The organism is Nocardia sp. NPDC050378 (assembly GCF_040655675.1).
Taxonomy (GTDB): Bacteria; Actinomycetota; Actinomycetes; order Mycobacteriales; family Mycobacteriaceae; genus Nocardia; species Nocardia coubleae.
The window spans coordinates 801,472-814,196 of sequence record NZ_JBFAKI010000002.1 but is presented as its reverse complement, the minus strand read 5'-3'; the positions used below and the strand labels follow the sequence as shown (position 1 = coordinate 814,196).

11 protein-coding genes and 2 tRNA genes are annotated in these 12,725 nt (G+C 67.0%); 9 read left to right on the top strand and 4 right to left on the bottom strand.

Features of this window, described 5'->3' with window-relative positions:
- Nucleotides 1-259: 259 nt before the first annotated feature.
- A complete protein-coding gene (locus tag AB0I35_RS07700; RefSeq protein WP_357394973.1) occupies nucleotides 260-1,267 on the top strand; it encodes a 3-isopropylmalate dehydrogenase in 1,008 nt (335 codons plus the stop codon).
- Nucleotides 1,268-1,453: 186 nt separating this feature from the next.
- Here AB0I35_RS07700 and AB0I35_RS07695 read toward each other — a convergent pair whose 3' ends face one another.
- Nucleotides 1,454-3,412 (bottom strand): heavy metal translocating P-type ATPase, encoded by a 1,959-nt coding sequence (locus tag AB0I35_RS07695; protein ID WP_357395032.1) that lies wholly within the window; start codon nucleotides 3,410-3,412, stop codon nucleotides 1,454-1,456.
- Between the two features lie 97 nt (nucleotides 3,413-3,509).
- Between AB0I35_RS07695 and AB0I35_RS07690 the strand changes: the two genes are divergently transcribed.
- A complete protein-coding gene (locus AB0I35_RS07690; RefSeq protein ID WP_067493327.1) occupies nucleotides 3,510-3,869 on the top strand; it encodes a metalloregulator ArsR/SmtB family transcription factor in 360 nt (119 codons plus the stop codon).
- 30 nt (nucleotides 3,870-3,899) lie between these two features.
- On the opposite strand, the gene AB0I35_RS07685 is transcribed toward AB0I35_RS07690, so the two are convergent.
- Nucleotides 3,900-5,033 carry an MFS transporter gene (locus AB0I35_RS07685; protein WP_357395031.1) on the bottom strand — a complete coding sequence of 378 codons (1,134 nt, stop codon included), beginning with the start codon at nucleotides 5,031-5,033 and terminating at the stop codon, nucleotides 3,900-3,902.
- 346 nt (nucleotides 5,034-5,379) lie between these two features.
- Here AB0I35_RS07685 and AB0I35_RS07680 point away from each other — a divergent pair, with 346 nt between their 5' ends.
- The 4 genes from AB0I35_RS07680 to AB0I35_RS07665 all read left to right on the top strand — a co-directional run bounded on the left by AB0I35_RS07680 (nucleotide 5,380) and on the right by AB0I35_RS07665 (nucleotide 8,009).
- Entirely contained in the window at nucleotides 5,380-6,153 is a 774-nt protein-coding gene (locus tag AB0I35_RS07680) for a fumarylacetoacetate hydrolase family protein (protein ID WP_357394971.1), read from the top strand.
- Nucleotides 6,154-6,170: 17 nt separating this feature from the next.
- Nucleotides 6,171-7,646 carry a glutamate--tRNA ligase gene (gltX, locus tag AB0I35_RS07675; protein WP_357394970.1) on the top strand — a complete coding sequence of 492 codons (1,476 nt, stop codon included), beginning with the start codon at nucleotides 6,171-6,173 and terminating at the stop codon, nucleotides 7,644-7,646.
- Nucleotides 7,647-7,833: 187 nt separating this feature from the next.
- Nucleotides 7,834-7,905 (top strand) — tRNA-Gln (locus AB0I35_RS07670).
- 28 nt (nucleotides 7,906-7,933) lie between these two features.
- Nucleotides 7,934-8,009, top strand: a tRNA-Glu gene (locus AB0I35_RS07665).
- Nucleotides 8,010-8,051: 42 nt separating this feature from the next.
- Here the strand turns inward: AB0I35_RS07665 and AB0I35_RS07660 are convergent.
- Nucleotides 8,052-8,753 carry an IclR family transcriptional regulator gene (locus tag AB0I35_RS07660; protein ID WP_067493334.1) on the bottom strand — a complete coding sequence of 234 codons (702 nt, stop codon included), beginning with the start codon at nucleotides 8,751-8,753 and terminating at the stop codon, nucleotides 8,052-8,054.
- A 63-nt stretch (nucleotides 8,754-8,816) separates the two neighbouring features.
- Here AB0I35_RS07660 and leuC point away from each other — a divergent pair, with 63 nt between their 5' ends.
- The 3 genes from leuC (at nucleotide 8,817) to AB0I35_RS07645 (ending at nucleotide 11,684) form a co-directional block, all read left to right on the top strand.
- The gene (gene leuC / locus AB0I35_RS07655) at nucleotides 8,817-10,241 is read left to right on the top strand and encodes a 3-isopropylmalate dehydratase large subunit (RefSeq protein WP_357394969.1); all 1,425 of its coding nucleotides are present in this window, start codon (nucleotides 8,817-8,819) and stop codon (nucleotides 10,239-10,241) included.
- A 36-nt stretch (nucleotides 10,242-10,277) separates the two neighbouring features.
- Complete coding sequence (gene leuD, locus AB0I35_RS07650; protein ID WP_067493338.1) at nucleotides 10,278-10,886, top strand: 3-isopropylmalate dehydratase small subunit; 609 nt, start codon at nucleotides 10,278-10,280, stop codon at nucleotides 10,884-10,886.
- A 156-nt stretch (nucleotides 10,887-11,042) separates the two neighbouring features.
- A complete protein-coding gene (locus tag AB0I35_RS07645) occupies nucleotides 11,043-11,684 on the top strand; it encodes an HU family DNA-binding protein (RefSeq protein ID WP_357394967.1) in 642 nt (213 codons plus the stop codon).
- A gap of 117 nt (nucleotides 11,685-11,801) precedes the next feature.
- On the opposite strand, the gene AB0I35_RS07640 is transcribed toward AB0I35_RS07645, so the two are convergent.
- Nucleotides 11,802-12,722 (bottom strand): bifunctional NUDIX hydrolase/histidine phosphatase family protein, encoded by a 921-nt coding sequence (locus AB0I35_RS07640; protein WP_357394966.1) that lies wholly within the window; start codon nucleotides 12,720-12,722, stop codon nucleotides 11,802-11,804.
- Between the last annotated feature and the right edge of the window lie 3 nt (nucleotides 12,723-12,725).

The following is a 12,725-nucleotide window of genomic DNA, read 5'->3' as shown; positions in this document are numbered from 1 at the left end:
GGCTGTGTTTTTGGAGCGCTGGCGCGCTCGAGCGCGGCCCCTGGAGGGCCGCGAGTTAGGCGCCGTTGCTCGCGCTTCGCGCATGCGCAACGGCGCCTAACTCGCGGCCGGGCCGCTGCGCCGCTTCGCGGCGGTCCCTCCTCAGGGTTGGGACGGGCGGGGTTGGGAGTGCGGTCGTGGCGGACTTGGTGTGATGTCTTGTGGGCGGTTTCTATAGCGTGGCGGTGGTGGCACGCTCATTGTTGAACGGAGTTGGTTCGTGAAGCTTGCAGTTATCGCCGGTGACGGCATTGGTCCTGAGGTCATCGCCGAGGCGCTCAAGGTGCTCGACGTGGTGTCGCCGGGTGTGGAGAAGACCGAGTACGACCTCGGTGCGGCGCGCTACCACCGGACCGGGGAGATCCTGCCGGAGTCGGTGCTGCCCGAGCTGAAGCAGCACGACGCGATCCTGCTCGGTGCGATCGGTGATCCGTCGGTGCCGAGCGGTGTGCTCGAGCGTGGGCTGCTGCTGAAGACCCGGTTCGCGCTGGATCATCACGTGAACCTGCGGCCCTCGAAGCTGTACCCGGGTGTCACCAGCCCGCTCAGCGGCAACCCGGACATCGACTTCGTCGTCGTACGTGAGGGCACCGAGGGGCCGTACACCGGTACCGGTGGCGCGATCCGCGTCGGCACGCCGCACGAGGTGGCGACCGAGGTCTCCAACAACACCCGCTTCGGCATCGAGCGCGTGGTGCGCTACGCCTTCGCCGCCGCGCAGGCCCGCCGCAAGCACCTCACCCTGGTGCACAAGAACAACGTGCTCACCTTCGCCGGGTCGCTGTGGCAGCGCACCGTCGACGAGGTCGGCGCCGAATTCCCCGATGTGGCAACGGCTTACCAGCACATCGACGCCGCGACCATCCATATGGTCAACGATTCGGGCCGCTTCGACGTGATCGTCACCGACAACCTGTTCGGCGACATCATCACCGACCTCGCCGCCGCCGTGAGCGGTGGTATCGGTCTGGCCGCCTCGGGCAATATCGACGCCTCGGGTGTGAACCCGTCGATGTTCGAGCCGGTCCACGGCAGCGCCCCCGACATCGCGGGCCAGTCCAAGGCCGACCCGACCGCCGCCATCCTCTCGGTGGCACTGCTGCTCAACCACCTGGGCAACACCGAAGGCGCCGCCCGCATCGAATCCGCCGTCGCCAAGGACCTGGCCGCCCGCGCGGGCACCGCCTCCACCGTGGAGATCGGCGACCGTATCGCCGCCACCGTCTGAGGAAACCGACAAGAAGGGCCCGCGCCGGCAACTCGCCGGTGCGGGCCCTTTCGTGTGTGCTCATCGGCCTGGAAGACATCCGTGCAGTGAACAGCTACGGCGGCGAAGGATCCGTAAGTCGCTTGCCGTTGAGCACCTTTCAGCTTCGCGGATCATCCGGCGCTGCTGGGTGAGTCCCTTGGACGGCTAGCGACCCGACTCGGCGCGGCGCCAGGCGGAGGAGCTGAGGAGTCGGAGGCCGTTGAGGGCGACGATCACTGTCGAGCCTTCGTGACCTGCCACGCCGAGGGGTAACGGCAAGTGGCCCACCAGGTCCCAGGTGACCAGCACCGCGATGAAGGTGGCGGCGATGGCGAGGTTGGCGATGACCAGGCGGCGGGCTCGGCGGGACAGGGCGATGACGGTGGGGATGGTGGTGAGGTCGTCGCGGACCACCACGGCGTCGGCGGTTTGCAGTGTGAGATCGGAGGCGGTGGAGCCCATGGCGATTCCGACGTGGGCGGTGGCCAGGGCGGGGGCGTCGTTGATCCCGTCGCCGACCATGGTGATGCGGTCACCGCCGGACTGCAGGGTCCGGATGGCGGTGACCTTGCCCTCGGGGAGCAAGTCTGTTCGCAGGTCGGTGATTCCGACGCGGGTGGCGAGATGGCTCGCGGTAGCGTGACTGTCGCCGGTCAGCAGAACCGGTGAAGTGCCCGTCGATTCGCTGAGTCTGGCCACCGTGGCGGCTGATTCAGGGCGGTCGCGATCGGTGATGCCGAGGACCGCTACCGGGGAGCCGTCGCAGACGACGACCACTGCGGTATGGCCACGCGACTGCTGAGTCGCCACCTCTACGGCAACAGCTCGATCCGGGGTGGGCGTGGCGAGTAGCGCTGTGGGCGAACCGATTCGGATCGCATGCCCCTCGACAGTGGCGGAGACGCCGCGCCCCGGTTCGGACGTGAAATCCACGGCATCGGGCAGGGTGAGACCACGCTGACGAGCCGCGCGCACGATGGCCTCGGCCAACGGATGTTCGCTGCCGTGTTCGGCTGCCGCGGCCAGGCGCAGGACCGTGTCCTCGGTGAGGGCGGTACCTGGCAGCACGTGGATCTCGGCCACTTCGGGCGTGCCACGGGTGAGCGTGCCGGTCTTGTCGAACGCGACGCGGGTGGTGGTACCGAGCTGTTCCATCACGGCGGCGGACTTCACCAATACACCGTGTCGGCCTGCCGTGGCGATGGCGGCCAGCAACGGCGGCATGGTCGCGAGAACCACGGCACAGGGGGATGCGACGATCATGAAAGTCATGGCGCGCAAGAGGGATTCGCGGACCGGCTCACCCCACAGCAGCGGCGCGACGAACACGGCGACGGTGGCGGCCACCATGCCGATCGAATAGCGCTGCTCGATCTTCTCGATGAACAGCTGGGTGCCTGCCTTGGTGCGCACGGCCTCCTCGACCAGGCCGGCGATCCGCGCGACCACCCAGTCACTCGCCCGCCGATCCACCCGGACCCGCAGCGTGCCGGTCCCGTTGAGGGTGCCCGCGAAGACCTCGTCGCCGACTGTCCGATCGACGGGCAGCGGTTCGCCGGTGATGGTCGCCTGGTCGACCTCGCTCGACCCGCCGACCACGGTCCCGTCCGCCGCGATACGGTCGCCCGGGCGGACCAGCACCACATCACCGATGACGAGATCCGTCGCGTCCACCGTGTGTTCGTCACCGTCGCGCAGGACGACGGCGGCGTCGGGGGTGAGGTCGAGCAGTCCGCGCACCGAGTCCTCGGTCCGCGCGGTGGCCAGCGCCTCCATCGCGCCGGAGGTCGCGAAGATGACGATCAGCAGCGCACCGTCGGTCACCTGTCCGATCGACATGGCGCCGATCGCCGCGACAACCATCAGCAGATCGACATCGAGCGTCTTCTCCCGCAACGCCTGCAAACCGGCGAGTGCGGGCTCCCAACCGCCCGTGACGGCACAGGCCAGATACAGCGCCCACCACGACCACGACGGCGCACCGGACAACTGCGCGGCCAGACCCACCAGGAACAGCACGAGCGAGGCGGCCGCCCAGCGGATTTCGGCGATCTCGAACAGCCGGGTCCGTCGCGCTCGCGGCGGAGCGGCGGCGCCGGAGGGTGCCGTGACGGCGGTGTGCATGGCCACGGGAAACCTCCGTGAGACGGGAACGGAACAACCCGAGAATAACAGAACATATGAAGAGGTCTTCATTTCAAGGCTCGGTTAGACTCCTGCCATGGGACACGGTGTGGAGGGCCGCGACCGGCCGACCACCCGGCTGGACGCCGATACGGCCGCGCATGTCGCGACCACCCTGCAGGCTCTCGCCACACCGAGCAGGCTGCTGATCCTGTCCGAACTACGGCAGGGCCCGCGCCCGGTGACCGAACTGGCCGAGGCGGTGGGAATGGAACAGTCGGCCGTCTCCCACCAGCTGCGCCTGCTGCGCAACCTCGGTCTCGTCATCGGCACCCGCGCGGGCCGCAGCATCGTCTACAGCTTGCACGACAATCACGTCGCCCAACTGCTCGACGAAGCCGTCTACCACAGCGAACATCTGCGCCTCGGCCTGTCCGACCGCTCCGGAACCGCCTGATCCGCCGGGCCGAACTCGCCTATCGGGCGACTACCTTCCGGTGCCCCTCGGTACCAGAGGCACCGCCGCCATCGCCGCCACGGCCGCGAACGCGAACGCCGTCGAGTACCCGCTCACCGTGATCAGCGCGCCGAATGCCGGTGGGATGGCGGCCAATACGAGGTTCTGGCCCGTGTTCTGAATGCCGAGACCACGTCCGCTCCAGAACGGTCCGGCGATCTCGGCGACCGCGGTGAACGCCAATCCGTTGTCCGACACCGAGATCACCGACGCCGCCACCATCAATGGCACCGCGATCCATCCCCAACCGGTCCCCGCGGCGACCGCGAGTGCGGCCATCGACAACACCGCGGCGACAGCGACCTGACGCAGCGGCCCGAGCCGGTTGCCGACCCGATCCGACCACGCGCCCGCGCCGATTCGTCCAGCGGCGCCCAGCAATTGGGTGACCGTCATCAGTGCGCCCGCCGCCGCCAGTGACCAGCCCAGATCGCGGTGCAACCACATCAGCCCGAACGTCCACAGGGTGGCCTGCGGGAAGACCAGCAGGATGGACACCGCGTGAATGCGCCACAGGGTGGAGTCGCCACGGTAGGGGTTGGCCCGGTCGGCGGCTTTCGCGGGTGGCCGTGGCGGATCGACAATGCCTGCCAGGCAACCGATCGCACCCGCACCGGCCAGCAGCGCGGGCACCAGCAGGGCGGCGGCGATACCGTACCGGTCGGCGACCCACGGGATGGTCAGCGCGCCCACGCCGACACCGAGCGGCTGAGCGGTCTGGCGAATACCCATCGCCAGACCGCGCCGGTCCGGCGGGAACCAGCCGACGATCACCCGCCCACTAGCGCCGTTGGAACTGGCCGCACCGACACCGCCGAGGAACAGCAGCACGCCGAAGGCGACCGGATTCTCGACCAGGGCCGCGCCGACACCGGCGGCGAACATCAGTGTCGTCCCCGCGACCAGCACGATCCGCTCACCGATGCGGTCGACGACATAACCCCACGCGATCAGCGTGCACACCAGACCGACGGTCGGCAGGGCGACGAGCGCGCCCGCGGCGGCCAGCGAATCACCGCGATCGGTGAGTGCGGGCAGCAGGAAGGGGGTGCCGTGCACGAAGGTGGAACTCGACGTCTGCGCGAGCACGCCGAGAGCGAGCATCAGCCAGCGTCTGCCGTTGCTGATCTGGGATACCCCGGCCGTCGGCCGCGCGTTCGTCACGATACTCACCTCGCCGAATTGCACGATTGCATCTCATTATTTGAGATCGATGTCTCATCTCGTGAACATCGAAGATCACGCTACACCGGTGACCCCGGATTCCGGTGCTCGGCGTCGGTGTCTGACGGATCACATTCGGTGGCAACCGTGCGTAATGCGAATCACGAACGCGGGCAGCAGGTTCGAAATCACACGAATGTGACTTCGCTCGCCCTTCCGGTTCGGCCGCACGAGGCGATCACGGGCGCGTTCGGGCAGGTGGGCGCGCCTCGATAGACTCCCCGGCATGCGCTTAGGTCGAGTTGCCAGTCCCGATGGAGTCGCGTTCGTCAGCATCGAAGGCGACCCAAGCGTCGCCGTCGCCAAGGAGATCGCCGAACACCCGTTCGGCACGCCGACGTTCACCGGGCGGAGCTGGCCGCTGGCCGACATCCGCCTGCTGGCGCCGATCCTGGCCAGCAAGGTGATCTGCATCGGCAAGAACTACGCCGCCCACGCGGCCGAAATGGGTGGTGAGGCGCCGAAGGATCCGGTGATCTTCATCAAGCCGAACACCTCGATCGTCGGGCCGAACGCCCCGATCATCCTGCCGCCCAGCTCCTCTCAGGTCGACTTCGAGGGCGAACTGGCCGTGGTGATCGGCCGCCCCTGCAAGGATGTGCCCGCCGCCAAGGCCGCCGACGTGATCCTCGGCTACACCGTCGCCAACGACGTCACCGCGCGTGACCAGCAGCGCCACGACGGGCAGTGGACGAGGGCCAAGGGCTACGACACGTTCTGCCCGCTCGGCCCGTGGATCGAAACCGCCGTCGACCCAAGCGATCTGGAGATCACCACCGAGCTGGACGGTGAAGTCCGCCAGCGCAGCCGCACGTCGCTGTTTTTGCACGACATCCCGAAGATCATCGAGTGGATCAGCTCGGTGATGACGCTGTTGCCCGGCGACGTGATCCTCACCGGCACACCGGAAGGCGTCGGCCCGCTGGCGGCCGGGCAGAACGTGTCGGTCACCGTCGAGGGCATCGGCACCCTCACCAATCCTGTTGCCACCAAGCGCTGATAGCGGAGAAGAGAGTCATGACACAAGTACGGGTCCGTTTCTGCCCGTCGCCGACCGGCACGCCGCACGTCGGCTTGATCCGCACGGCGCTGTTCAACTGGGCGTTCGCCCGCCATCATGGCGGCAGCTTCGTGTTCCGCATCGAAGACACCGATGCCGCACGCGATTCCGAGGATTCCTACCGCGCGCTGCTCGACGCGCTGCGCTGGCTCGGCCTCACCTGGGACGAGGGTCCTGAGGTCGGCGGCCCGTACGAGCCGTACCGGCAGTCGCTGCGCCGCGACCAGCATCTCGACGTCGTGCGCAAGCTGCTCGAGGCCGGCGAGGCCTATGAGGCGTTCTCCACGCCCGAGGAGGTCGAGGCCCGCCATCGCGCCGCCGGTCGCGACCCGAAACTCGGTTACGACAATTTCGATCGCGATCTGACACCCGAGCAGATCGCCGCCTACAAAGCCGAGGGCAGGCCCGCGGTGGTGCGTTTGCGCATGCCCGATTCCGACCTCGGCTGGAATGATCTTGTTCGTGGGGAAACCACCTTCAAAGCGGGCACGGTTCCCGATTTCGCGCTCACCCGTGGAAATGGTGATCCGCTGTACACGCTGGTGAATCCGGTCGACGACGCGCTCATGAAGATCACCCATGTGTTGCGCGGTGAGGATCTGCTCTCGTCGACACCGCGTCAGCTCGCGCTGTATGCCGCGCTGCAGCGTATCGGTGTTGCCGACTTCACTCCGGAGTTCGGCCACCTGCCGTTCGTGATGGGTCAGGGCAACAAGAAGCTGTCCAAGCGCGACCCGGAATCGAATCTGTTCCTGCACCGCGATCGGGGATTCGTTCCCGAGGGTTTGCTGAATTACCTCGCACTGCTCGGCTGGAGTATCGCCGAGGACCGCGACGTGTTCTCCATGCAGGAAATGGTCGCGGCTTTCGACATTTCCACCGTGAATTCGAATCCCGCTCGTTTCGATCAGAAGAAGGCCGACGCGATCAATGCCGAACAGATTCGTCTGCTCGAGCCCGGTGATTTCGGCCACCGTTTGCGTGAGTTCCTGACCGCACAGGGGCATATCGGTGCCGAAATCGACGAGAAGACGTTCCTGGCCGCCGCCGAACTCGTGCAGACCCGGATCGTCGTGCTCGGCGACGCCTGGGACCTGCTGAAGTTCCTTTTCGTGGCACCGGAGGAGTTCGCGATCGACCAGGCCGCGGGCACGAAGAACCTCGGCGCCGAAGCCGACCAGGTGCTCGACGCCGCCATCGCCGCGGTCCAGCCGCTGGCCGAATGGACCACACCAGCCCTGGAAGAGGCCCTGAAGAAGGCGCTGATCGACGATCTGGGCCTCAAGCCACGCAAGGCCTTCGCGCCCGTGCGGGTCGCGGTGACGGGCTCGCACATCAGCCCGCCGCTCTATGAATCGATGGAATTGCTCGGGCGCGAGGTCTCGCTCGAGCGCTTGCGTGCCGCGCGCGGTTGGCAGCCCACCGCGCAGTAGCCGTACGGCGGGCGGGTGCGGCACGCGCCGCGCCCGCCCTGCGGCCGGAAATCGCTCGAAAACCGGCCGCTGACCAGGCGATTTGTAGTTTACCCCCTGCTGTTTGGTAATCTTCTCATCGCCGCGGAACACGGCCTCGCAACACCGACAACCACTCGGTGAGCGCAGGGCCGAGCGTTTCCATCCTTGGGGTATGGTGTAATTGGCAACACAGCTGATTCTGGTTCAGCCATTCTAGGTTCGAGTCCTGGTACCCCAGCAAGGTTTCACTTCGGTGAAATCGTCCTGGCCCCGTCGTCTAGCGGCCTAGGACGCCGCCCTCTCAAGGCGGTAGCGCGGGTTCGAATCCCGTCGGGGCTACCAAGAAAGGCCCCCGGTCGAATCCGACCGGGGGCCTTCTTCGTTTCACAATCGTTTGTGCAGCGCCTCCGCCGCCGCCACCAGATCGGCCGCCCAGCGCGCGCCCGGCCTGCGGCCCATCCGGTCGATCGGGCCCGACACCGACACCGCCGCCACCAGCACGCCCGAGGCGTCACGCACCGGGGCCGAGACGCTCGCCACACCCTGTGCGCGTTCTGCCGCGCTCTGCGCCCAGCCCCGCCTGCGCACCTCGGCCAGCGCGCGCTCGCCGAACACGGCGTCGGCCAGGACGGTGCGCTGCAGCTCCGGGTCGGCCCAGGCCAGCAACACCTTGGCCGCCGAGCCCGCGGTGAGCGGTAGCCGTGAACCGACGGGCACCGTGTCGCGCAGGCCCACGGGCGGCTCCAGCGCGGCCACACACACGCGCGCGTTGCCGTCGCGGCAGTACAGCTGGACGCTCTCGCCGGTGATCTCGCGCAGCCGGGGCAGAATGGCTCCCGCCGCCTCGACCAACGGATCGGCGGCCCCTGCCGACAACTCGCTGAGCGCGGGGCCCGGCCGCCACAGCCCGTTGGCGTCGCGCGCCAGCAGCCGATGTGTCTCCAGCCCGACCGCCAAGCGGTGCGCGGTGGCACGGGGCAGGCCGGTTCGGGTGCACAGGTCGTTGAGACCGCAAGGTTCGTCGGCGACGGCGTAGAGCACCGCCACGGCTTTGTCGAGAACACCGATACCGCTATGCTGTCTCATAGAACGATACTAACTTCTCATATGTTGAGATACCAAGTATGCCCGTCGAAAGGTGATCAAGCAATGGCCGAGCGCGCCCGCACACTGGCCGAGAAGGTGTGGGAACAGCACGTCGTCGTCCCCGGTGACGGTGACGGTACTTCCCGCGAACCCGACCTGATCTACATCGATCTGCACCTCGTGCACGAGGTGACCAGCCCGCAGGCCTTCGACGGGCTCCGCGCGGCCGGACGGCCGGTCCGCCGGCCCGACCTCACCATCGCCACCGAGGACCACAACGTCCCCACGGCCGACATCGACAAGCCGATCGCCGATCCGATCTCGCGCATCCAGGTGGAGACGCTGCGCCGCAACTGCGCCGAGTTCGGCGTGCGCCTGCACCCGATGGGCGATGCCGAACAGGGCATCGTGCACGTGGTCGGTCCGCAGCTCGGTCTGACCCAGCCGGGCATGACCGTGGTGTGCGGCGACAGCCACACCTCCACCCACGGCGCGTTCGGCGCGCTGGCCATGGGCATCGGCACCAGCGAGGTGGAGCACGTGCTGGCCACCCAGACGCTGTCGCTGCGCCCGTTCAAGACGATGGCCATCACCGTCGACGGCGAATTGGCGCCCGGCGTCACGAGTAAGGACCTGATCCTGGCCGTGATCGCCGAAATCGGCACCGGCGGTGGCCAGGGGTATGTGCTCGAATATCGCGGCGAGGCCATTCGCAAGCTGTCGATGGAAGCGCGGATGACGATCTGCAACATGTCGATCGAGGCGGGCGCCCGCGCGGGCATGATCGCCCCCGACGAGGTGACCTACGAATTCCTGAAGGGCCGCCCGCACGCACCACAGGGCGCCGACTGGGACGCCGCCGTGGCCGCCTGGGAGGCGCTGAAGACCGACGACGACGCGGTTTTCGACGCCGAGGTGCACATCGACGCCAACCAGCTGACCCCGTTCGTCACCTGGGGTACCAACCCCGGTCAGGGCCTGCCGCTGGGTGCGAACGTGCCCGACCCGGCCCAGATCGCCGACGAGTCCGAACGCGAGGCAGCCGAGAAGGCGTTGCGCTACATGGACCTGACGCCGGGAATGCCGCTGCGTGAGGTGAGCGTGGATACCGTTTTCGTGGGTTCCTGCACCAATGGCCGGATCGAGGATCTGCGTGCCGTCGCCGATGTTTTGAAGGGCCGCCGCGTCGCCGACGGCGTGCGAATGCTGGTCGTACCCGGCTCGATGCGGGTGCGCGCCCAGGCGGAAAAAGAAGGACTCGGCGAGATTTTCACCGCGGCCGGTGCGGAATGGCGCCAGGCGGGCTGTTCGATGTGCCTCGGGATGAATCCGGATCAGCTGGAACCGGGTCAGCGCTGCGCCTCCACCTCCAACCGCAATTTCGAAGGCCGACAGGGCAAGGGCGGGCGTACCCACCTGGTCTCGCCGCTGGTCGCCGCCGCCACGGCGGTGCGCGGCACCCTGTCCTCGCCCGCCGACCTGGCCTGAGCGGCCCCGAACCACCACGATCGAAGGAGAATCGTTATGGAAGCCTTCACTGTTCACAAAGGCATCGGGGTACCGCTGCGCCGGTCCAATGTCGACACCGATCAGATCATCCCCGCCGTTTACCTGAAGCGCGTGACTCGTACCGGTTTCGAGGACGGCCTGTTCGCCGGTTGGCGTACCGATCCGGACTTCATTCTCAACACCGAGCCGTACCGCAGCGGCAGCGTTCTGGTGGCCGGGCCGGATTTCGGCACCGGTTCCTCGCGTGAGCACGCGGTGTGGGCGCTGTCGGACTACGGCTTTCGAGTGGTGATCTCCTCGCGTTTCGCCGACATCTTCCGGGGGAATGCGGGCAAGGGTGGTCTGCTGGCCGCGCAGATGTCACAGAACGATGTCGAAATGCTCTGGAAGCTCATCGAGGAACAACCCGGCCTCGAATTGGTTGTCGATCTGTCGGCGCGCACCGTCACGGCGGGAACCATCGTGTTGCCGTTCGATATTGACGACTACACCCGCTGGCGTCTGCTGGAGGGTTTGGACGACATCGGCCTCACGCTGCGGCAAGGCGACGCGATCACCGAGTTCGAAAAGGGAAGGCCGTCATGGAAACCCGTGACGCTGCCGGAGCCTATTTCACCGGCGTAATCAGCTGGGGCGCTTAGGGGCGCTTCCCTGGGAGCGGTAGCTGGACGTGTGCTAAACCACATGAATTTTGGCGTGGCACATAGACTCTTGCTCAAACTGGGTTTACCGTGGTACCTAGTCGGTCCGACGACGGGCCATTAGTCTGCGGAGGATTCAATGAACAAGGCGGAACTGATCGACGTTCTGACCGAAAAGTTGGGTACGGACAGGCGCACGGCTACTGCGGCTGTCGAGAACGTGGTCGACACCATCGTTCGTGCCGTGCACAAAGGTCAAAGCGTCACCATCACCGGATTCGGTGTGTTCGAACAGCGCAAGCGTGCTCCCAGGGTTGCCCGTAACCCGCGTACCGGTGAAACCGTGAAGGTGAAGGCGACTTCGGTGCCTGCCTTCCGCCCGGGCGCTCAGTTCAAAGCGGTGATCGCGGGTAAGCAGAAGCTGGCCGCGTCCGGCCCCGCCGTGAAGCGTGGCGTGAATGCGCCCGTGGCGGCGAAGAAGGCGGCAGCCAAGAAGACCGCGGCGAAGAAGACCGCGGCCAAGAAGGCCACGCCGTCGAAGGGTCCGGCCAAGACCACGGCCCGCAAGGCCGCGACCAAGGCTCCCGCCGCCAAGAAGACGACGGCGGCCAAGGCCACCGCCGCCAAGAAGACCACGGCGGCAAAGAAGGCTCCGGCCAAGAAGACTGCCACCAAGGCCACCGCCGCCAAGACCACGGCGGCCAAGAAGACCACCGCTGCTAAGAAGGCTCCTGCTAAGAAGACTGCTGCGAAGAAGACAGCCACCCGTCGTGCTCGTTGATCCTGCCGCAGCGGGATCAGGTCGGGGAATGTGCACGTAAAGCCGCATCACCCACCACTGGACCGAGAACGGCCCCGGAATTCCGGGGCCGTTTCGGCTGTGCGGGGTAACTTTTGTTCAGCCGGTGACGATTCCCGTAGACAACGCACGATCCATATGGTTCGCCGCGACTAATCGGTCCCCGATGAACGACAAAGCCCAGACGCTGCCCTTGCGATTACGCGCGGGCGGCAGGGTGAGTCCGTCGCGCTGAGCCAGCCACTGTGTCAGATCGGGAATCACGCCGCCCTGACTGCAGACCACCGGTACACCCCGATCTGTTACCAACGACAGAAATCGTTGCCGCGCGGCATCTTTCGCTGAATCGTAACCTTGCTCGGAAAACATTGGCTCGCAATTGATTTCGGCGTTCAGCCGCTCCGCCAACGGGGTAACGGTTTGGATACAGCGCAGGGGATCGGCCGAATAGATCCGGGATGCTCCGAACGCCAGCAGATTCGGGACGAGAGCCTTCGCCTGCCGTCGCCCGGCGGCCTCGAGCGGGCGCTGGTCGTCCGGACCGTCGAACTCGGCGCGCTTGCCCGCCTTGGCGTGGCGGACGAGCAGCACGGTGGCCGTTTTCGGTGGGTGACGGGCGAAGACACGCACGATCTGGCGGTCCATCGGGTACGACAGTTCGTCCATCACGTCGTCGAGCGGAATCCAGCGCAGCTGGTCGACTTCGGAGTTCTCGGTGAACTCGCCCTCGGCCGCCTCGGCGGCCCAGTAGTCCACCCGCTTGAGCTGGCGATGCCCCGGGATGGGATAGGTGACGCGGCCGAGATAACGCCCGAGCGTGCACGGCAGGCCGGTCTCCTCGCCGACCTCGCGCACGGCCGCGACCACCGGGCTTTCCCCGGGATCGAGCTTGCCCTTGGGTAGTGACCAGTCGCCGTACTTGGGCCGGTGGATCACCGCGATCTCCGGTCCGGTGGCGCCCGCACGCCACAGAACCGCTCCCGCGGCATGAATATTGGGCCGGACCCGCGGGTCGCGCATCGG